Genomic DNA, 20,701 nt, shown 5'->3' with positions numbered 1-20,701 from the left:
GACATTGTCATCGATCGGCCCTTCACTGGTGTTCAAGGCGTCAAAAGCCGGGCCAGCACGGCCGACAGCGGGAGGATCAGCATGACCATCACCCAGCGGGATCGCGATCTCGGCACCGCCTATGCGATGAAGCCGGCGCTCACACGTACCGAGCTCACCTCGGTCGTGCGCGGCACGCCGATGGGCGAGCTGCTCCGCCGCTACTGGCATCCGGTCGGACTTGTCAGTGATGCCACCGACACGCCGAAGAAGATGCGTGCCCTCGGCGAAGATCTGGTGCTGTTCCGCGACAAGCACGGCCGCGTCGGCCTCCTGCACGCGCGTTGCTGCCATCGCGGCACCACGCTCTACTACGGCAAGGTCGAGGAGGACGGCATCCGCTGCTGCTATCACGGCTGGAAGTTCGACACCGAAGGTCACTGCCTGGAGCAGCCCTGCGAGCCCGACGGCGGCCTGTACAAGGACAAGGTGCGCCAGCCCTGGTATCCGGTCGAGGAGCGCTACGGGCTGATCTTCGCCTATATGGGCCCGGCCGAGAAACGCCCGGTGCTGCCGGCTTACGAATGCCTGGAGACCATGGATGACGGCGAGTTCGTCGAAGCCGACGATTCCTCGATCGGCGGCGGTGGTCCGGCGATCATCCCCTGCAACTGGCTCCAGCATTTCGAGAACGTGGTCGATCCCTACCACGTGCCCGTGCTGCACGGCTCGTTCTCGGGTCCGCAATTCACCAACATGATGGCGTCGATGCCGGAGGTGAAATTCGACAAGACGCCGCGCGGGATCGCCGTGCGCTCTATCCGCAAGCAGGATGACGGCAAGGTTTTTTACCGCGTTACCGAGGCCGCGCTGCCTACCTTGCGCGTCGTGCCGAACCCGCGCGTCGCGCAATTCGCCCGCGTTGAATCGATCGGCTGGACGCTGCCGATCGACGACACCTCGTTCCGCATCTACGTCGCCGGCCGCGTCAAGAACTCCGGCGACATCGGCCGCATGCGTTCGAAATTCAACGGAAAATTCTGGTGGGACATGACCGAGACCGAGCACCAGCAATTCCCCGGCGATTACGAGGCTCAGGTCGGTCAGGGCCCGCAGACCGTCCATTCCGAGGAACATTTCGGCCAGAGCGACCGCGGCGTCCTCATGATCCGGCGCATGCTGAGCGACCAGCTCGAAGCGATGGAAGCAGGCCGCGATCCGATCGGAATTTCCTTCGACGCAAGCGCGCATCCCGTCGAATTCGAAGCGGGGAATTACATCCGCGAAGGCTGACTATCGGGCTCCAAATAAGAGCTGGACCGACAACGATAACAAAGACTAATTGGGGGAAGCGATGGTCGATGTGACGTCACAAATGTCGGTGCGAACGGCCGCCGCGGCAAAGCCTTCGGCGCGGCGCTATTACGTGCTGGGCCTGCTCACCATCATCTATGCGCTGAACTTCCTCGACCGCACGATCTTCAACGTCCTGATCGAGCCGATCAAGAAGGAGTTTCAGCTCAGCGACACCATGATGGGCCTGCTCGCGGGCTTCGGCTTCGCGCTGTTCTACTCCCTGCTCGGCATTCCCATCGCGCGCGTCGCCGACCGGCTCAACCGGCGCAACATCGTCGCCGCCGCCTTCGCGTTCTGGAGCGCGATGACGGCACTGTGCGGCGCAGCTTCGAGCGTCACCTCGCTGGCGCTGGCGAGGATCGGCGTCGGCATCGGCGAATCCGCGGGCTCGCCCGCCTCGCAATCCATCGTCGCTGATCTCTTCGCCAAGAACGAGCGTCCGCGCGCGCTCGGCATCTACGCCGTCGGCACCTATCTCGGCGTCTTCCTCGGCTATTTCGTCGGCGGCTACGTCAACCAGCACTATGGCTGGCGGATGGCGTTCTACGTCGCGGGCGTGCCCGGCATTCTGCTCGCATTGATCCTGTGGCTGACGATCTCCGAGCCGAAGCGCGGCGCCATGCAGGAGAGCTTCGTGCCCGAGCCGCTCGGCCCGACGCTGCGCTTCCTCGCATCCCAGCGAAGCTTCATCATCGTGCTGATCGGTTTCTGTCTCACCACTTACACGAACTACGCGACCGCGGCGTGGATCCCGCCGTTCCTGGCCCGCGTGCACCATCTGTCGAGCGCCGAGATCGGCACCTATGCCGGCACCTTCAAGGGGCTCGCCGGCATGGCCGGCACCCTGCTCGGCGGCTTCGTGGTGGCCAACATCAGCCGCCGCGACGATCGCTGGAAGCTGTGGGCGCCCGCGATCACCTCTGGCCTCGCCGGCCCCGTGTTCGCGGTATGCATGCTGACGCAGGACTTTGCGATGATGGTGGCCATGCTGGCGCTGAACTCGTTCCTGGTCGGCTTCCATCTCGGGCCGATCTTCGCGATCGCACAGACGGTGGCCAAGCCGAGCATGCGGGCGCTGGCCTCCGCCCTCATCGCACTCACCGCCACCTGCTTCGGCCAGGGCGTCGGCCCGCTCGCCGTGGGCATGGTCAACGACGCCCTCAAAGGCAGCTATGGCGCGGACGCCGTGCGCTATTCGCTGCTTTCGGCTGCGGTCACGACCACGCTGGGGGCGCTCCTGTTCGTCTGGGCGGCCCGCACCATCCGGAACGATATCGGCCGGGCCGCAGCCTGAGGCAGGCCCTGGAACACCTCCACCCGGTGAAACCCGCCGGGCGGCCAGATGAAACCATTTTGCGGAACCCGCGAAACCATCCGGAAACAGACGGTCCTTACAACGAGAGCCATAGACGGCGGCAAAGCCCGTCGGGAGGCTCAGATGAACCACTCCATTCACTCTGCTGATCGTGCGACCCACCTGAAGATCGTGGTTGTGGCGCTGGTGGCCGGCATCACTGTGGCCGGCTTCGGGATCGCAGCCCGCACCAATGCCGATCACAGCCAGACCGCCCAGTCGACCCACGTGATCAAGGCCGGCAAACCGGTCGTGGTGACGAGCGCCGGGACGTCAGATATCCGCTGACGCGAGGCTTACGGACAGACCAGTGGCCGCCTCCGGGCGGCCTTTTTGATTCAGGCGACGGGTGAGGACGCCGACATGGATCGGGTCAATAGCTGCCACATCTGTGCTTGAATTTCTCGCCTGAACCGCAACAGGGCGCCGCGCGAGCGCGGGAGTTTTACGCCGGTCGAAGGCCAAAAAGCACGCAGGAGTCGCGCCGCGAGCGACCGGGGATCGAAGCAAGAAGAGGATTCGGAGGTAAGGGTATGAAAGGATTGCCAAAAAATGGCGCGAGAGACGGGGCTCGAACCCGCGACCTCCGGCGTGACAGGCCGGCGCTCTAACCAACTGAGCTACTCCCGCGTGACACGCAAATGTCTGCGGAACGAGGGGGGACTTAAAGGCCGGACCTGTTGAAGTCAAGGATGTTGCATCCGCAGCCGGAACGAGCGGATTTCCGTCGAGGGCGCGCACGAACGTGACCCCCGGCCGCGAGGGCTGACGTAGTCAGTCCGGTCCCGAATCGTCTACGCCTCCGGGAACTTGCGGGTTCCGGGGCCGTCTTCCCGACCACCGGCAGGAATCGAGGAGGCCAGGCAACGAGGAGGCCAGACATGGCGAAGAAGGACTCGGCGAAGAAGGCTGCCGCTCCCGCCACCATCACGCTAAAGCGCCTCGCCGCCGACATCGCGGAGAGCCAGGACCTGTCGAAAAAGCACGCCGAGGCGGTCCTGACCGAGATGGTCGACCTGATCACCAAGCACCTCAAGAAGGGCGACCGCGTCCGCATCGTCGGGCTCGGCATCCTCCAGGTCCGCAAGCGCGCCGCCCGCACCGGCCGTAATCCCGCGACTGGCGAGCCGATCCATATCAAGGCCAGCAAGAAAGTCGCCTTCCGCCCGGTCAAGGAACTGAAAGAGGCGATCTAACCACTCACGTTTCGTTAAGCCTGAGCAGCGTCGTCCCGCCGCAACGCGGCCCACTTTTCTGGTATACCGCCTCTCTCCCCTGACCCGGCGGTTTGACCAGAAATGTCCTCCCTCATCTTTTCGCATACAGTGACCGAGCGCTTCCTGCGCTACGTCCTTATCGACACCCAGTCCGATCCGGAATCCCCGGCCTCGCCGTCGACCGAGAAGCAGAAAGACCTCGGCCGTGTGCTCGCCGCCGAGCTTAGAGACATGGGCGTTGCCGATGCCCATCTCGACGATTACGGCTACGTCTACGGAACGATCCCGGCGAACACCGGCAAGAAGGTGCCCGTGATCTGCTTCTGCTCGCACATGGACACCTCGCCCGACGTTACCGGCAAGGACGTCAAGCCGCAGGTGGTCAACAACTATCGCGGCGGCGATATCACTCTATCCGGCGACACCAGCCAGGTGATCCGTTTCGCCGAGCATCCAGCGCTGAAGAACCAGATCGGCAACGACATCATCACCACCGACGGCACCACGCTGCTCGGGGCCGACAACAAGGCCGGCGTCGCCGAGATCATGGATGCCGCGCATTTCTTCATCAACAATCCGCAAGTGAAGCACGGCACCATCAAGATCCTGTTCACGCCCGACGAGGAGATCGGCCGCGGCGTCGACAATGTCGACCTGACGAAGCTCGGCGCCGAGTTCGGCTACACCATGGACGGCGAGAGCGCGGGCTGCGTCGAGGACGAGACCTTTTCCGCCGACGGCGCCGTCATCACCATTAACGGCGTCAGCGCCCATCCCGGCTATGCCAAGGGCAAGATGGAGCACGCGATCAAGATCGCGGCGGCCATCGTCGAGCGGCTCCCGAAGGAAGGCTGCTCGCCCGAGACGACCTCAGGCAAGCAGGGCTTTCTGCATCCGATCGGCATCGAGGGCGCACTGGAGCAGGCAACGCTCTCCTTCATCGTGCGCGACTTCACCGAGGAAGGGCTCAAGGAGAAGGAAGTCCTACTCGAGAACATCGTCAAGGACGTGATGAAGGACTATCCGCGCTCGACCTTCAGGTTCGAGGTGCGAGAGCAGTACCGCAACATGAAGCAGGTGATCGATCGTCATCCGCACATGCTCGAATACGCCATCGAAGCGATCCGCCGCGCCGGCCTGCGCCCGATGCGCACCGCGATCCGCGGCGGCACCGACGGCTCCCGGCTCTCCTTCATGGGCCTTCCCTGCCCCAACATCTTTGCCGGCGAGCACGCGTTTCACTCGCGCCTCGAATGGGTCAGCCGGCAGGACATGGAGAAAGCCGTGCAGACCATCGTGCATCTCGCGATGATCTGGGAGGAGAAAGCGTAGATACGCGCAGACGCCGTGGCCGGGCTTGCTCCCGGCCACAAGCGCAGGCCGCAGCCTTTACGGCACCGGCTTCGCGCGAGGGGTGCGATGGAAGCGGTTGGAGCTTACGATCCAGTTCGGCAGCGGCTCTCCATCGCGATGCCGTCCGCCGGCAACAGCAGCAGCCCAGGCTACCACGGCCCCGATCAGAGTTGCGGCTGCAACCGAGAATGCGAGGATGATCGAGCTGTGTCGCGCACGGTTGATCGCCGTCCGGGAGTCCGCAATCGCGGCGTCGACCCGGCGCTCGGAGTCCGGCCCGGTCAATCCCGTCAACGCTGTAACCTGCTGCACAAGATAGGTTCGATCGTCGCTGCTGACGCCGCTGTGGCTCGACGACGTCATCAGGATGCGTCCGGCTTCAGCGCGGGTTTCCCCGAGATCGGTGGGAGGCCGACGCGCACGGAATAGCTTGTCCAGTTCATAACCTAAAAGCGGCTCGGCTGCGGTCGCGTTGCCTGACGACGAACGTGCCGGAGAGCGGTCAATTGTACCCGCACCGAGAAAGGCGAGGAAAACGCCGCCGATCAGTACGGCAAGCGCCCATGACATCAGGCCATGGAGCCCGTCCCACCGCTCGCCATCGTCATCGATGGCCGAAACTGCGGCCGCCTGACGCGTGGTCCGGCCCGCGATATAGCCGCCGAAGCCGAAACTGGCGATCGCCTGCAAAATCAAATACAACCCCGAAAGAAGCGCCAGAGCCGCTGATGCGTCGCGCCATGTCGGCGACGTCGAGCTGATGCCGAGCCCGATAGCGACGCCAAAGCTCACCAGGATGAAGGACAAGGCGGCGGCGGCGAATGCGCCTGCGACGATAGAACTCCATTGGATGCTCCAGCGGTCTTGGGCGACTCGCGGACGACTTTCGGTGACTTCTTCCTGCACGAGAGCTTCGATGGCCATATTCAGCTCTCTCAACGCAGGCCGAATAACGACAAGACCGCCATGATCACCACGATCAAGCCGACGAGATAAATCAGTCCGTTCATGGTGCGTCCTCCTCGATTTTCTCCTGCGCGCTAATGAGGAGGAACGCGGAACGTTCCTAATTTTTGCAGCCGACGGGAACGAACTCACCGGAATCGGGTTGGGTGTGAGCCCCAAGGGTGAAGTTTGCGAGCACGAGGCCTCAGCCGGTCAACACCGGAGTTGGGGCCTTTGTCTTGAGCTGCGCTCCCTGTCCTATGTTAGCGACGCCGGCGCCGGGATCATCGAAGATGCGGTCGGGGCGGGACTCCGGATCGGGAGAGCCGCGTGGATCGCAGAACCGCGTGCCTTCATCAGGCAGATGCATTCCGGGAAAAGGCGATCGCCGATCCCGAGCACCACGACCAGTGGATCGATGAAGCCATCAAATGGCTGGAACGGGCAATGGAAGCCAGCTGTCGCGCCGTCGTCACGGTCGAAGCCGGCGACACCGGCGACATTCCGGAGCTGGCACGCGGAGCGCCAGCCGATGCTCAACTGAGCCTGATCACGCGTCAATGAGAAGCGCTGGCGTCTCCGCCACTGCTGCGGCAATTGCGCCAGGGACGTAACAATGTTGCGGGTCGACACTGTTCCCGCGCCCATGCTAGGCCCGACGCAGACCGCAATCAGAGTGACCTCGTGCTCGCGAACCGCCAGCCCCCAGGATCTTGCCGCCCGCGCAACTGGCGCGGGCTGCTGTCTGTGCTGATCGCGGTTGTCTATCTGCTCGCGGGAACGCTGCACGGCCTGCACGACATCGACGTCACCACGCCCGGCGGCGGCACGGAGATCGCTGCGATCATTGATGGCTCCTCAGATCACAGCGACCACAAGGCCATCGGCGGGCATCATTGCCATGGCTGCTTCTCGGTGATGGTCGCGCAGCCGGCGCCGCCGGCCGCATCGATCGCGCTCGTGTCCGCATCGCGCCCGCAACGCCTATCCCGGCTCGCCGGCATTGTCCCCGATACCGACTCCCCGCCTCCCAAACATATTGCCTGAACGGATTGGTCGGGCGCCCCGCGCCCATTAGGTTCATCCTCCACAGGTCGGTTTCATGTTTTGCAGGGGAATGGCCGCGCGCCTGGCGTGCGCGGCAGCGTGTCTGATTGGCGGATTGGCGCTTGCGCCGTCCCACGCCCAGACACTGACGATGCGGAGTGCGCTCTCGCGCGCGCTGGCCACGAGCCCGCGGCTGACCGCGGCAGAGCGCGACGTCGGCATCGCCACGGGCCAGCGCATCCAGGCAGGCGCGCTTCTCAATCCGGAGCTGTCCTACGAACAGGACAATTCGTTCGGGTCCGGCATCTATCGCGGCACGCGATCGGCCGAGACCACGCTGCAGATCAGCCAGGCCTTCGAGCTGTTCGGCAAGCGCGACGCGCGGATTGCAGCGGGCGTCGCCGGCATCGAGGTCGCAGCGATCCAGCGCAAGGCCGTCAGGCTGGAGGTGCTGTCGGAGACCGCGATCGCCTTCCTCAGCGTGCTCGGCGCGCAACGGCGCATCCAGATCCTCGACGAGCAGATCGCCGCCATCGACCGGCTGACGCCGCTTTTGCGCCGCCGCGTCGAGGCCGGCGCCTCCTCGCCGGCCGAGACCGGCCGTGCCGAGGTAGCTTCCGCACTGGTGAAGGCCGACCGCGAACGCTTCAAGGCGACGCTGGCGAGCGCCCGGCGCGAGCTTGCGGTCTTGATGGGCGACGCGGCACCGAAATTCGGCGAGGTCTCCGGCCGGCTCGACACCATGGGACGGCCACCGACGTTCCAGTCGGTCGTCGCCGCCATCGATGCCAATCCGCAGCTGGTGCGCTGGACCGCGATCTATGCCCAGCGTAACGCCGAGCTGTTGCTGGCCCGGCTCAGGCCCTATCCCGACGTGCGGATCGCCGCCGGCTGGCGCCATTTCAACGAGACCAATGACGACGCGGCGCGCCTCACCGTCTCGGTGCCGATTCCCGTGTTCGACCAGAACCAGGGCAATATCCTCTCGGCACAGGAAAGCCTCGCCAAAACCAAGGCCGAGCGCGAGGCCAACCGCAACACGCTGATCGTGGTCGCCGGCCGCGCCTACGACTCGCTCCAGGGCTCGCTGCGCGAGCTCGCGGTGCTGCGCGAGAGCGCCATTCCCAAGGCCACCGAAGCCTCGGACGCAATCGCGCAAGGCTACGGCCAGGGCCGCTTCACCCTGCTCGAAGTGCTCGACGCGCAGGCGAGCGTCACCCAGGCGCGGCTGCGCGAGCAGGAGGCGCTCCAGAATTTCCATGCGGGGGTGGCGGCCATCGAAGGTCTCGTCGGCAATCCCTTCACGCTGGCGCGGGAGCGCGCACGATGAAGACGTCCTCCACCGTCCTGGTCGCCGTCGTTGCCGCCGCACTCGGCGCTTACGGCTATTCCCTGCTCGCCCCGACCAGGGTCGAGCATGCCGAACACAGCGCGGACAAAAAGCCGGAGAAGCCGAACGACCATGTCGAGCAGGACGAGCACGGCGCCGACCGGATCCGGATCTCCGACGTCAAGCTTGCCGCCGCCGGCGTGACGCTGGCGGAGGCCGCGAGCGCGACATTGACTGACACGCTCGCCTTCAACGGCATCCTGCGCGCCAACCAGGAAGCGGTGGTGCAGGTGACGCCGCGCTTTCCCGGCGTTGCCAAATCGATCCAGAAGCGCATCGGCGACAAGGTCGGCAAGGACGATCTGCTCGCCGCGATCGAGAGCAACCAGAGCCTCACTGTCTACGAGCTCAAGGCGCCGATTGCCGGCACCATCATCGAGCGGCAGATCTCGCTCGGCGAATACGCCTCCGAACAGAAACCGGCCTTCGTCGTCGCCGACCTCTCCAGCATCTGGGTCGATCTGTCGATCTATCGGCAGGACTTGCGGCGCGTTCGCCTCAACGACGAGGTGCTGATCGATCCCGACGACGGCCGCGGCGAGATCAAGGGCACGATCTCCTACATGGCGCCGATCGGCAGCAGCGAGACCCAGACCGCGCTGGCGCGCGTGGTGCTGCCAAATCCGGACGGGCGCTTGCGTCCCGGCCTGTTCGTCACGGCACGGCTGATCCTCGCCGCGCGCAACGTCGCGGTCGCCGTGCGCCGAAGCGCGATCCAGACGCTGGAGAACCGGACCATCGTGTTCGTCCGCGAGGACGGCGACAAGATCGAGGCCCGCCCCGTGGAGCTCGGCGATTCCGATCCCCGTCATGTCGAGATCAAGGCCGGCCTTTCAGCCGGCGAGCATTACGTCGCGGAAAACAGCTTCGTCGTGAAGGCGGAGATGGGCAAGGGCGAGGCCGAGCATGATTGAGCGTCTCATCGCGCTCTCGCTGCAGCAGCGCTGGCTGGTCCTGCTGCTCGCGTTCGGCGCCGTCGCCTTCGGGGCCTGGAATTTCCAGCGCCTTCCGATCGACGCCGTACCCGACATCACCAACGTCCAGGTCCAGATCAACACCCGCGCGCCCGGCCATTCGCCGCTGGAAACCGAGCAACGCATCACCTTCCCCGTCGAGACCGCGATGGGCGGCCTGCCGAAACTCGACTACACCCGCTCGCTGTCGCGCTACGGCTTGAGCCAGGTGACGGTCGTCTTCAAGGACGGCACCGACATCTATTTTGCCCGCCAGCTTGTCGGCGAACGCATCCAGCAGGTGAAAGACCAGCTTCCGGCCGGCGTCGAGGTCGCGATGGGCCCGGTCTCGACCGGACTCGGCGAAATCTTCATGTACACCGTCGAGGCCAAGGCGGGCGCGAAGACGCAAGGCGGTCACGACTATTCGCTGACCGATTTGCGCACCGTGCAGGACTGGATCATCAAGCCGCAGCTTCGCAACGTGCCCGGCGTGATCGAGGTCAACACCATCGGCGGCTTCGAGCGGCAATTCCACGTGCTCCCCGACCCCGGCAAGCTGATGGCCTACCGACTCGGCTTTCGCGACGTCATGACGGCGCTCGCCGCCAACAATGCCAATGTCGGCGCCGGCTATATCGAGCGCAACGGCGAGCAATATCTGGTTCGCTCGCCGGGCCAGGTCGGCAATGTCAGCGAGATCCGGGACATCGTCATCGGCTCGCGCGGCGGCAATCCCGTCAGGGTCAGGGATATCGCGACCGTCACCGAAGGCCGCGATCTGCGCACGGGAGCCGCGACCCGCGATGGCGAGGAAACCGTGCTCGGCACCGCCATGCTGCTGATCGGCGAGAACAGCCGCACGGTGGCGCGCCGTGTCGCGGCCCGGCTGGAAGATATCGCCAAATCGCTGCCCGACGGCGTCGTGACGCGGACCGTCTACGACCGCACCCATCTGGTCGAGGCCACCATCCGCACGGTCGAGAACAACCTGCTGGAGGGCGCGGCCCTGGTCGTGGCCGTGCTGTTCCTGATCCTTGGCAATATCCGCGCCGCGCTCGTGGTGGCCTGCGTCATTCCGCTGTCCATGGCCATGACGATCACCGGCATGGTCGAGACCAAGGTCAGTGCAAATTTGATGAGCCTGGGCGCGATCGATTTCGGCATCATCGTCGACGGTGCCGTGATCATCGTCGAGAACTGCCTGCGCATGCTGGCCGAGGCCCAGCGCGAGAAAGGCGGCCTGCTCACGATCTCCGAACGGCTGCGCGCGATCCGGCGCGGATCGAGCGAGGTCATCAAGCCGAGCCTGTTCGGAACGCTGATCATCGCGGTGGTCTATCTGCCGGTGCTGACGCTGACGGGCGTCGAAGGCAAGATGTTCACGCCGATGGCGCTGACAGTGCTGATGGCGCTGGGCGCCGCGGTGCTGTTCTCCGTCACCTTCGTGCCGGCGGCGGTTGCCATCTTCGTCACCGGCAAGGTGTCCGAACAGGAAAACCTGTTCATGCGGCTGGCGAAGCGCGCCTACCTGCCCCTGCTCCGGCTTGCGATCGACAATCGCCTCAGCGTCGCAATCATGGCCGCCATCATCGTGGTCGCAAGCTGCGTGGCCGCCGCGCGCATGGGCGGCGAGTTCATTCCGAGCCTGGACGAAGGCGACATCGCGCTGGCTTCGATCCGGATTCCCGGCACGAGCCTGACCCAGTCGCTGGACCTGCAAATGGCGTTGGAAAAGCGCATCAAGCAGATTCCGGAGGTGAAGGAGTTCTTCACCCGCATCGGCACCGCGGAGATTGCGACCGACCCGATGTCGCCGGCGCAGACCGACGGCTACATCATGCTGAAGCCGCGCGCCGAATGGCCCGACCCGGACAAGCCCAAGTCGGACGTGATCGAGGCTATCCACCGTGCCGCCGACGACATCCCCGGCAGCGCCTATGAAATCTCCCAGCCGATCCAGTTCCGCGTCAACGAACTGATCTCCGGCGTGCGCAGCGACGTCGGCGTCAAGATCTTCGGCGATGACCTCGACATCCTGCAAGGCGCGGCAAAACAGGTGGAGGCCGCGATCCGGGGCATCCGCGGCGCCAGCGACGTCAAGATCGAACAGGTCTCGGGCCTGCCGATCCTCACCGTCCGCCTCGACCGCCAGGCGCTCGCCCGCTACGGGCTCAGCATCAGCGAGGTGCAGGGCATCGTCGAGATCGCGGTGGGCGGCAAATCGGCCGGCAAGCTGTTCGAGGGTGACCGCCGCTTCGACATCGTCGTGCGCCTGCCGGAGCATCTGCGCGGCAATCTCGAGGCGATCCGGGCGATCCCGATCCCGCTGCCGCCGGGTGAGGAAGCGACGTCCAGCACGCCGATCCGGACGGCCTTGCCCGCCTCGCCCCTCGCCCAGATGCGCTATGTGCCGCTGTCGTCGGTCGCTACCGTCGATGCGACACCCGGCCCCAATCAGATCAGCCGCGAGAACGGCAAGCGGCGCATCGTCGTCACTGCCAATGTCCGCGCGCGCGATCTCGGCTCTTTCGTCTCCGAGGCCGAGGCGGCCGTCGCGGAAAAGATCAAGCTGCCGCCGGGCTACTGGATCGGCTGGGGCGGACAATTCGAGCAGCTTGTCTCCGCCACCAAGCGGTTGACGCTCGTGGTGCCGGTGGCGCTGCTGCTGGTGTTCTTGCTGCTGTTCATGGGCATGGGATCGGCAGCGGACGCGGCTCTCGTGTTCTCCGGCGTGCCACTGGCGCTGACCGGCGGTGTCGTGGCGCTGCTGCTGCGCAGCATTCCCTTATCCATCAGCGCCGGCGTCGGCTTCATCGCGCTGTCGGGAGTGGCCGTGCTCAACGGCCTCGTCATCATCGCCTTCATCGAGCGGCTGCGCAGCGAAGGCCATCCCGTTGCCGACGCGGTGCGCGAGGGCGCGCTGACACGCCTGCGTCCGGTGCTGATGACGGCGCTGGTGGCGTCCCTCGGCTTCGTGCCGATGGCCCTTGCCACCGGGGCCGGGGCCGAGGTGCAGCGCCCGCTCGCGACCGTGGTGATCGGCGGCATCATCTCCTCGACCGTGCTGACGCTGCTGGTGCTGCCGGCGCTCTACGTGCTGTTCCGCCGTGACGCAGGCACCGAAACGCCTACAATAGCGCCTGATTTGGCAGCGTCCGGGGAGCGCTAGAATTGGGCAACCACGACCATCACGGTCATCATGACCATGCCGGCCACGGCCACGATCATGGTCACGATCACGGTCCTGGCCACGCGCATGTCCATGCGCCCACCAATTTCGGCAAGGCGTTCGCGATCGGCATTTCGCTCAACACCGCGCTGGTCGTGGCCGAGGCGATCTATGGCTATATTGGCAACTCCACCGCCCTCCTCGCCGATGCCGGCCATAACCTTTCCGACGTGCTCGGCCTGGTCGTGGCCTGGTGCGCGTCGATCGCGGCGAGGCGCGCGCCGAGCGGTCGCTTCACTTATGGACTGCGCGCCTCCACCATCCTGGCGGCACTGGCGAACGCCGTGTTCCTGCTGGTTGCAACCGGTGCGATCGGCTGGGAAGCGGTCCTGCGCCTGCGCGAACCGGAGCCCGTCGCGGGCGTCACCGTGATGGTGGTCGCCGGCATCGGCATCCTCGTCAACGGTTTTACGGCCATGCTGTTCGCGCGCGGCCGCAAGGACGACATCAACATCGAGGGCGCTTATCTGCACATGGCGGCCGACGCCGCAGTCTCGCTCGGCGTCGTCATCTCGGCGGCGCTGATCATCTGGACCGGCTGGCTCTGGCTCGATCCCGTCACCAGCCTCGTCATCTGCGTCACCATTCTCTGGAGCACGACCAGCCTGCTCCGCGGCTCCATCGACATGTCGATGGCGGCAGCCCCCAAAGGCACCGACCTCGCCGCGGTCAGGGCGTTCCTGCTGGCACGTCCCGGCGTGTCCGGGATCCACGATCTCCACGTCTGGCCGATCTCGACCACGGAGACGGCGCTGACCTGCCACCTCGTCATGCCCACCGGCGCCGGCGACGCATTTCTGATGGAGACCGCGCAGATGCTGAAGACCTCCTTCCGCATCGGCCATACCACCCTTCAAGTGGAAACCCATCCCGACAATGGCTGCGCCCTGGCGCCGGATGATGTGGTGTAGAACTCACAGACCCATCTGACGGCAGAGACAGCAGGGCCTACGCCGCCTTCGCCGTCACGATCCAGATTGCGCCCTGGAGCGCCACGCTCTGCCCCTTCAGGAACGGCGCCAGCATCTCGCGGATCGAGGCTTTTGCGGCGGCATACGTCTCGGGCGGGTGGCCCTGCAGTGCGCGGCTGGCCGGGCCGATCTGGAGCGAGCCCTCGACCGCGGCATCAAGCCCGCCACCGATTGCGACATCCATCGCGAGATCGTGCGGCTCCATCGCGACATCGACGAAGCCGGCGCCGCCAAGGATGCGTTTCACGCGCTCTTCCGCGGCGAAGGCGAAAGGCCCGGGCTCCTCGGGCCCGACCGGCGGCATCTTGGGGACGTGTTTGTAGACCGCCATCAGCGGCGCCATCATCCAGGGATTTTCCTTCGGCTCACGCCAGCAGGCAAACGCGAGCCGCCCGGACGGCTTCAGCGCACGACGAAGGTTGGTGAAAGATGCGATCGGGTCAGCGAAGAACATCACGCCGAACCGCGAGGCCAGCAGATCAAAGCTCGCCGGCTCGAATGGATGGACCGTCGCATCGGCCAGTGCGAACTCGAGCGGGAGGCCTTTCGGCGCCAGCGCGCGCGCCTGCGACAACATGGGATCGGAGACGTCGAGCCCGAGCGCAAATCCGTTCGGCGCGACAGCCTTCGCGAGCGCGAACGTCGTTGCGCCGGAGCCGCAGCCGACATCGAGGACGCGCTCACCCGGCTTCGGCCTGGCGCGGTCGATCAGCACGTCGGAAATGGGTCCGAGCAGGCTCTCCTGTGCCGCATGGCGATCGGCCCAGCGTTGCCCGCTCGGGCCGTTCCAATAGGCGATCTGGTCTGCGTTCTCTTCGTGTCCGCTTGGCTGCTGCATCGGGCCTCCCGTATGACGGCTCGCAGGGCTGGCCCGCAACGCCGGCGCTCGCTTCGCGAGCAACGGCTGGTGGGCAGTGACGGGCTCGAACCGCCGACATCCTGCGTGTAAAGCAGGCGCTCTACCAACTGAGCTAACCGCCCCTCGCCGCTTCTTTATCCCCACCGGCCCCGAACGGGCAAGCGCGGAACTCCACTTCCTGGGCCTCAATCGCCCGGCCGGCCAGGCAGCAGCGGTACCGCGTCGATCCACACTGCCGCCGACTGGCACCAGATCTGCCTGACGGGCCGCAATTTGTCGCGCTGGCGGATGCTGCCCCAGCGGATGCCCCAATCGTCGGCCTGGTCACCCTCGCCGCTGGTGAACAGCGGGGAACCGCAATCGGCGCAAAAGTGCTGGAAGCGCATCCGGCCATTGTCGCCGCGCTTGCCGTAGATTTTTGGCGAACCGCCGGTCAGACGGACATCGGCGCCGGAACATACGGCAGTCACCCGGAACGGCGAGCCCGTCAGCGTCTGGCAATCGGTGCAGTGGCAGACCGACACCGTCTCGGGGTCGATCTCGGCTTCAAAGGTGATCTGCCCGCAATGGCATTGCCCGTCGATGTGCATTGTCGTCATCCGCTGCCCCAATCAAAAACGGCGCCCGAAGGCGCCGTTTTATCATCTTTCCGAGCTGCGATCTCAGTGAGCGGTCAGGCCGCCGGCGGCTTCGTCGCCGTCCGGCTTCACCGTCACCTTGGTGTCCTCTTCCCAGACGATCGGCACCGGCTTCTTCACCAGGGCCTTGGCGACGACGTCGTCGAGGCGCGAGACCGGGATGATCTCCATGCCGCCCTTGATCGCATCGGAAATCTCCGTGAGATCCTTGGCGTTGTCCTCGGGGATCAGCACCGTCTTGATGCCACCGCGGGCAGCGGCCAGCAGCTTCTCCTTGAGGCCGCCGATTGGCAGCACGCGGCCGCGCAGCGTGATCTCACCGGTCATCGCGACATCATGGCGGACCGGAATGCCGGTCATGACCGAGATGATCGCGGTGGCCATCGCCACACCGGCCGACGGACCGTCCTTCGGCGTCGCACCTTCCGGCACGTGCACGTGGATGTCGCGCCGGTCGAATAGCGGCGGCTCGATGCCGTAGACGATCGCGCGCGAGCGCACGTAGGACGCCGCCGCCGAGATCGATTCCTTCATCACATCGCGCAGATTGCCGGTGACCGTCATCTTGCCCTTGCCGGGCATCATGACGCCTTCGATGGTCAGAAGCTCGCCGCCGACATCGGTCCAGGCAAGGCCGGTGACGATACCGACCTGCGGCTCGCTCTCGATCTCGCCGTAGCGGTACTTCGGCACGCCCAGAAGCTCTTCGAGAGTCTTCTCGGTGACCTTGACCGACTTCTTCTTGGAGATCATCAGCTCCTTCACCGCCTTGCGGGCGAGTGTGGAGAGCTCACGCTCCAGATTACGTACGCCCGCTTCGCGGGTGTAGCGGCGGATCAGCAGCAGCAGCGCGTTGTCGTCGATCGAGAACTCCTTGGAGTCCAGGCCATGCTTGGACACCGCTGTCGGGATCAGATGCTTGCGCGCGATCTCGACCTTCTCGTTCTCGGTGTAGCCCGCGATCCGGATGATCTCCATGCGGTCCATCAGCGGTCCCGGAATATTGAGCGTATTCGCGGTCGTGATGAACATCACGTTGGACAGATCGTAGTCGACCTCGAGGTAGTGGTCGTTGAAGGTCGCGTTCTGCTCGGGGTCGAGTACCTCGAGCAAAGCCGAGGACGGATCGCCGCGGAAATCGGCGCCCATCTTGTCGATCTCGTCCAGCAGGAACAGCGGATTGGACGACTTCGCCTTGCGCATGGACTGGATGATCTTGCCGGGCATTGAGCCTATGTAGGTCCGGCGGTGACCACGGATCTCGGCCTCGTCGCGCACGCCGCCGAGCGAGACGCGCACGAACTCGCGTCCGGTCGCCTTCGCGATCGACTTGCCGAGCGAAGTCTTGCCGACGCCGGGAGGTCCGACGAGGCACAGGATCGGTCCGGTCAGCTTGTTGGCGCGCGTCTGCACCGCGAGATACTCGACGATGCGATCCTTGACCTTCTCGAGCCCGTAGTGGTCGGCATCCAGAACCGCCTGCGCGGCTTCCAGATCCTTCTTCACCTTGGACTTCTTGTTCCACGGGATCGACAGCAGCCAATCCAGATAGTTGCGCACGACGGTCGCTTCCGCGGACATCGGCGACATCTGGCGCAGCTTCTTCAGCTCATGCTGTGCCTTCTCGCGCGCTTCCTTGGAGAGCTTGGTCTTGGAGATCTTCTCTTCGAGATCGGCGAGCTCGTCACGACCTTCGTCGTCGCCGAGTTCCTTCTGGATCGCCTTCATCTGCTCGTTGAGATAATACTCGCGCTGGGTCTTCTCCATCTGGCGCTTGACGCGCGAGCGGATGCGCTTCTCGACCTGCAGCACCGAGATCTCGCTCTCCATCAGGCCCAGCACCTTCTCCAGGCGCTGCGTGACCGAAAGCGTCTCCAGGATGCCCTGGCGATCCGCGATCTTGACGGCGAGATGCGAGGCGACGGTATCGGCGAGCTTGGCGAAGTCGGTGATCGCCTGCACGACGCCGACGACCTCGGCCGAGATCTTCTTGTTGAGCTTCACGTAGCTCTCGAAGTCGGACACGACCGAGCGCGCCATGGCCTCCGCCTCGACCGACTTCGCATCGGTGTCGGCGAGCGCAATCGCGGTCGCTTCGTAATAGTCGGCGCGATCGGTGTATTTCTGCACACGCGCACGCTCGAGCCCTTCGACCAGCACCTTCACGGTGCCGTCGGGAAGCTTCAAGAGCTGCAGCACGCTGGCAAGCGTACCGGTCTCGTAAATGGAATCGGGGGCCGGATCATCGTCGGACGCGTTCTTCTGGGTCGCGAGCATGATCAGCGCGTCGTTCTTCATCACCTCTTCGAGCGCGCGGATCGACTTCTCGCGGCCGACGAAGAGCGGAACGATCATGTGCGGGAAGACGACGATGTCGCGCAGGGGCAGCACGGGATAGGCGTGTGTTTCGCCATGAACGATGGTTGGCCTGGGTTTTGGATTAGTCATGGCCTTTTCCTTTTGCTTTGCCCCCTTGCACGCAGCCCGCCATGCTCATGCGCAACCGCCACAAGGTGCCGAGGTGATCCGCAAAACCGGTCGGTCCTTTTCTCAAGTTGGACCGGCCTGCCGAATCGGAACTGAGGCGAATCTTGAAGAGAATTCTCGCTCGCCGCCGACATTAGGTGGCTATCGACCCGGGGGGTGTCAAGTCATTGAAAGACGCGCGCCATCAGGCGCTTACGCACGCAAATAAGTGACACAACACCGGCTGCGGAGATACTTTCCGCAGCCCTCAATTGATGAGACGATTGGAGCGTTCCAGCGCCGCAAATCAGGCGCTGGCGTTCTCGACGGCGCGATCGGACCGATCGGCGTAGATGTAGAGCGGACGCGCCGTTCCTTCCACGACTTCGCGCGAAATCACGACTTCTTCCACACCTTCGAGGCCCGGCAGGTCGAACATGGTCTCGAGCAGGATCGCCTCGAGGATCGAACGCAGTCCGCGCGCACCGGTCTTGCGCTCGATCGCCCTGCGGGCCACCGCGCCAAGCGCCTCGTCGGCGAAGGTCAGCTCGATGTTCTCCATCTCGAACAGCCGCTGGTACTGTTTCACCAGCGCGTTCTTCGGCTCGACCAGAATCTTCTTGAGCGAAGCCTCGTCCAGATCCTCCAGCGTCGCCACGACAGGCAGACGGCCGACGAATTCCGGGATCAGCCCGTACTTCAGGAGATCCTCCGGCTCGACGTGACGGAAGATTTCGCCGGTACGGCGGTCTTCCGGCGCGAGCACCTGAGCGGCGAAGCCGATCGAGGTCGAACGTCCACGTGCCGAGATGATCTTTTCAAGGCCGGAGAACGCACCACCGCAGATGAACAGGATGTTGGTGGTGTCCACCTGCAGGAATTCCTGCTGCGGATGCTTGCGGCCGCCCTGCGGCGGGACCGAAGCCACCGTGCCTTCCATGATCTTGAGCAGCGCCTGCTGCACGCCCTCACCTGACACGTCGCGCGTGATCGAGGGATTGTCGGACTTGCGGCTGATCTTGTCGATTTCGTCAATGTAGACGATGCCGCGCTGGGCGCGCTCGACATTGTAGTCGGCGGACTGGAGCAGCTTCAGGATGATGTTCTCGACGTCCTCGCCGACATAGCCGGCTTCGGTCAGCGTCGTCGCGTCCGCCATCGTGAACGGCACGTCCAGGATGCGGGCGAGCGTCTGCGCGAGCAGCGTCTTGCCCGAGCCGGTCGGACCGATCAGCAGAATGTTCGACTTCGCAAGCTCGACGTCGTTGTGCTTGGTCTGGTGGTTGAGGCGCTTGTAGTGATTGTGCACCGCGACCGACAGGACCTTCTTCGCATGGCTCTGGCCGATCACGTAGTCGTCCAGGACCTTGCAGATTTCCTTCGGCGTCGGAATGCCGTCGCGCGACTTCACGAGCGAGGATTTGTTCTCCTCGCGGATGATGTCCATGCAGAGCTCAACGCACTCGTCGCAAATGAAGACCGTGGGACCCGCGATCAGTTTACGGACTTCGTGCTGGCTCTTGCCGCAGAACGAGCAATACAGCGTATTCTTGGAGTCGCTCGTGCCGACCTTACTCATTCATGTCTCCGTCCGCGGTTCGATCCCGTTCCGCTCGATCGCTCCATTCCGACACGATGATCGGCATGAAGCTTAAATAGAGCAAATTCCGTACCAAAAAAGACCCTACGCGTTACATCCCGTGCGAATCACGGTCTCAATTCTCCCGCGATCATAGCCGATCGTTCGTAGCCAACCATGCTGTCACCCGACTATCAAGAATTCGCTAATCGGGGGTCGCCGGCTACCCGTGACAATACCGTGATTTCCGGTCTTGGCACGGGCGAAGTGATCGAAATCACCCCGGCGTTGCTGGATTGCCACGAAAAACAAGCACGAAAGCGGAACTTTCTGCCTGTCGCAGGGCGCAAAACTGCGTTTTTGCGACGCGCACACGTGTCTTTAACGTGAACGCACCCTGATGGATGCACGGCATTCCCCGGAGGGATCGCCGTGACCGTAGTGCTACGGAGTCTTCGCCGACGCCTCTTCGGCGCGTTTGTCGATGACCCTGTCGACCAGACCGAACTCCTTGGCATCGCTCGCGGTCAGGAACTTGTCGCGTTCCAACGCGTCCTCGATCGCCTTGTAGGTCTGGCCGGTGTGCTTCACGTAGATCTCGTTGAGCCGCTTCTTCAGGTTCAGGATTTCCTGGGCGTGCAGCATGATGTCGGTAGCCTGGCCCTGGAAGCCGCCGGAGGGCTGATGCACCATGATGCGCGCGTTCGGCAGCGAGAAGCGCATGTCCTTTTCGCCGGCGGCAAGCAACAGCGAGCCCATCGAGGCGGCCTGGCCCGTGCACAGCGTCGAGACCGGCGGGCGGATGAACTGCATGGTGTCGTAGATCGCGAGACCCGACGTCACCACGCCGCCCGGCGAGTTGATGTACATCGAGATTTCCTTCTTCGGATTTTCCGCCTCAAGGAACAGCAACTGCGCGACGATCAGCGTCGACATGCCGTCCTCGACCGGTCCGGTCAGGAAGATGATGCGCTCTTTCAGAAGGCGCGAGAAAATGTCGTAGGCGCGCTCGCCACGGTTGGTCTGCTCGACCACCATCGGCACGAGGTTCATGTAGGTTTCAACCGGATCGCGCATGAGTCACCTAGGGTTTTGAAGAGGCGGACATCGCCAGTCTTGGCTGCCAGTTTGGCTGGATGGGCCGGAAGGCCGATGGACGTCCCGTGATGCAGGAACTTGGTAGAAGAACTTGGTAGAAGCAGAAGGCGTACCGACAGATATAGCCCAATTCGCGCCTGACAAGTGCGGAGCGAATTAAGGCTTAATCCGTGAGGCACTTGAAGCTGATTCGTACAAAGAGGCCCAGCCGGCCACCTGGCTAGCTCGACCTCTTCGCTGATCATCCTTAATGGAAGGCTCTAT

General features: G+C 64.3%; 17 protein-coding genes and 2 tRNA genes. 11 read left to right on the top strand and 8 right to left on the bottom strand.

Translation table 11 applies throughout. From position 1 onward, the window contains the following. The first annotated feature begins 81 nt into the window (after window positions 1–81). The 3 genes from ABIB06_RS18620 to ABIB06_RS18610 all read left to right on the top strand — a co-directional run bounded on the left by ABIB06_RS18620 (window position 82) and on the right by ABIB06_RS18610 (window position 2,977). On the top strand, window positions 82–1,272 hold the full coding sequence (locus ABIB06_RS18620; RefSeq protein ID WP_354049591.1) for a Rieske 2Fe-2S domain-containing protein: 1,191 nt from the start codon (window positions 82–84) through the stop codon (window positions 1,270–1,272). Between the two features lie 61 nt (window positions 1,273–1,333). Beyond that, window positions 1,334–2,629 carry a spinster family MFS transporter gene (locus tag ABIB06_RS18615; RefSeq protein ID WP_354049592.1) on the top strand — a complete coding sequence of 432 codons (1,296 nt, stop codon included), beginning with the start codon at window positions 1,334–1,336 and terminating at the stop codon, window positions 2,627–2,629. A 144-nt stretch (window positions 2,630–2,773) separates the two neighbouring features. Continuing rightward, window positions 2,774–2,977 carry a hypothetical protein gene (locus ABIB06_RS18610; protein WP_247349336.1) on the top strand — a complete coding sequence of 68 codons (204 nt, stop codon included), beginning with the start codon at window positions 2,774–2,776 and terminating at the stop codon, window positions 2,975–2,977. 265 nt (window positions 2,978–3,242) lie between these two features. Here the strand turns inward: ABIB06_RS18610 and ABIB06_RS18605 are convergent. Then, a tRNA-Asp gene (locus ABIB06_RS18605) sits at window positions 3,243–3,319 on the bottom strand. Between the two features lie 251 nt (window positions 3,320–3,570). Here ABIB06_RS18605 and ABIB06_RS18600 point away from each other — a divergent pair. Beyond that, the gene (locus ABIB06_RS18600) at window positions 3,571–3,885 is read left to right on the top strand and encodes an HU family DNA-binding protein (protein WP_354049616.1); all 315 of its coding nucleotides are present in this window, start codon (window positions 3,571–3,573) and stop codon (window positions 3,883–3,885) included. Window positions 3,886–3,987: 102 nt separating this feature from the next. Then, window positions 3,988–5,238: a peptidase T gene (gene pepT, locus ABIB06_RS18595; RefSeq protein ID WP_354049617.1), complete on the top strand. Its 1,251-nt coding sequence runs from the start codon at window positions 3,988–3,990 to the stop codon at window positions 5,236–5,238. Between the two features lie 57 nt (window positions 5,239–5,295). Here pepT and ABIB06_RS18590 read toward each other — a convergent pair whose 3' ends face one another. Continuing rightward, window positions 5,296–6,183: a hypothetical protein gene (locus tag ABIB06_RS18590; RefSeq protein WP_354049665.1), complete on the bottom strand. Its 888-nt coding sequence runs from the start codon at window positions 6,181–6,183 to the stop codon at window positions 5,296–5,298. A 351-nt stretch (window positions 6,184–6,534) separates the two neighbouring features. On the opposite strand from ABIB06_RS18590, the gene ABIB06_RS18585 reads away from it, so the two are divergent. The 6 genes from ABIB06_RS18585 to ABIB06_RS18560 all read left to right on the top strand — a co-directional run bounded on the left by ABIB06_RS18585 (window position 6,535) and on the right by ABIB06_RS18560 (window position 13,737). After that, complete coding sequence (locus tag ABIB06_RS18585; RefSeq protein ID WP_247349348.1) at window positions 6,535–6,768, top strand: hypothetical protein; 234 nt, start codon at window positions 6,535–6,537, stop codon at window positions 6,766–6,768. A 120-nt stretch (window positions 6,769–6,888) separates the two neighbouring features. Continuing rightward, window positions 6,889–7,251, top strand: coding sequence for a hypothetical protein (locus ABIB06_RS18580; RefSeq protein ID WP_354049618.1), 363 nt, complete (start codon window positions 6,889–6,891; stop codon window positions 7,249–7,251). A gap of 55 nt (window positions 7,252–7,306) precedes the next feature. Then, window positions 7,307–8,581: a divalent metal ion exporter subunit IhpA gene (ihpA, locus tag ABIB06_RS18575; protein ID WP_354049619.1), complete on the top strand. Its 1,275-nt coding sequence runs from the start codon at window positions 7,307–7,309 to the stop codon at window positions 8,579–8,581. Then, on the top strand, window positions 8,578–9,555 hold the full coding sequence (gene ihpB, locus ABIB06_RS18570; RefSeq protein WP_354049620.1) for a divalent metal ion exporter adaptor subunit IhpB: 978 nt from the start codon (window positions 8,578–8,580) through the stop codon (window positions 9,553–9,555). Before ihpA ends, ihpB begins: the two co-directional genes overlap by 4 nt. Then, window positions 9,548–12,766 (top strand): efflux RND transporter permease subunit, encoded by a 3,219-nt coding sequence (locus ABIB06_RS18565; protein ID WP_354049621.1) that lies wholly within the window; start codon window positions 9,548–9,550, stop codon window positions 12,764–12,766. Before ihpB ends, ABIB06_RS18565 begins: the two co-directional genes overlap by 8 nt. A 2-nt stretch (window positions 12,767–12,768) precedes the next feature. Beyond that, on the top strand, window positions 12,769–13,737 hold the full coding sequence (locus ABIB06_RS18560) for a cation diffusion facilitator family transporter (protein ID WP_354049622.1): 969 nt from the start codon (window positions 12,769–12,771) through the stop codon (window positions 13,735–13,737). Window positions 13,738–13,774: 37 nt separating this feature from the next. On the opposite strand, the gene ABIB06_RS18555 is transcribed toward ABIB06_RS18560, so the two are convergent. The 6 genes from ABIB06_RS18555 to ABIB06_RS18530 all read right to left on the bottom strand — a co-directional run bounded on the left by ABIB06_RS18555 (window position 13,775) and on the right by ABIB06_RS18530 (window position 20,416). Further along, window positions 13,775–14,635, bottom strand: coding sequence for a class I SAM-dependent methyltransferase (locus ABIB06_RS18555; RefSeq protein WP_354049623.1), 861 nt, complete (start codon window positions 14,633–14,635; stop codon window positions 13,775–13,777). Window positions 14,636–14,702: 67 nt separating this feature from the next. Next, window positions 14,703–14,778: transfer RNA gene (locus tag ABIB06_RS18550), tRNA-Val, on the bottom strand. A gap of 63 nt (window positions 14,779–14,841) precedes the next feature. Then, window positions 14,842–15,246, bottom strand: coding sequence for a GFA family protein (locus ABIB06_RS18545; protein WP_354049666.1), 405 nt, complete (start codon window positions 15,244–15,246; stop codon window positions 14,842–14,844). 72 nt (window positions 15,247–15,318) lie between these two features. Beyond that, window positions 15,319–17,742 carry an endopeptidase La gene (lon, locus tag ABIB06_RS18540; protein WP_354049624.1) on the bottom strand — a complete coding sequence of 808 codons (2,424 nt, stop codon included), beginning with the start codon at window positions 17,740–17,742 and terminating at the stop codon, window positions 15,319–15,321. A 325-nt stretch (window positions 17,743–18,067) separates the two neighbouring features. After that, on the bottom strand, window positions 18,068–19,339 hold the full coding sequence (clpX, locus tag ABIB06_RS18535) for an ATP-dependent Clp protease ATP-binding subunit ClpX (protein WP_045003136.1): 1,272 nt from the start codon (window positions 19,337–19,339) through the stop codon (window positions 18,068–18,070). A 444-nt stretch (window positions 19,340–19,783) separates the two neighbouring features. Next, complete coding sequence (locus tag ABIB06_RS18530; RefSeq protein ID WP_247349357.1) at window positions 19,784–20,416, bottom strand: ATP-dependent Clp protease proteolytic subunit; 633 nt, start codon at window positions 20,414–20,416, stop codon at window positions 19,784–19,786. Between the last annotated feature and the right edge of the window lie 285 nt (window positions 20,417–20,701).

The organism is Bradyrhizobium sp. LB8.2 (assembly GCF_040548035.1).
Taxonomy (GTDB): Bacteria; Pseudomonadota; Alphaproteobacteria; order Rhizobiales; family Xanthobacteraceae; genus Bradyrhizobium.
Note: the sequence above shows the minus strand (reverse complement) of the source record. Positions and strands in the feature narration are given on the sequence as shown.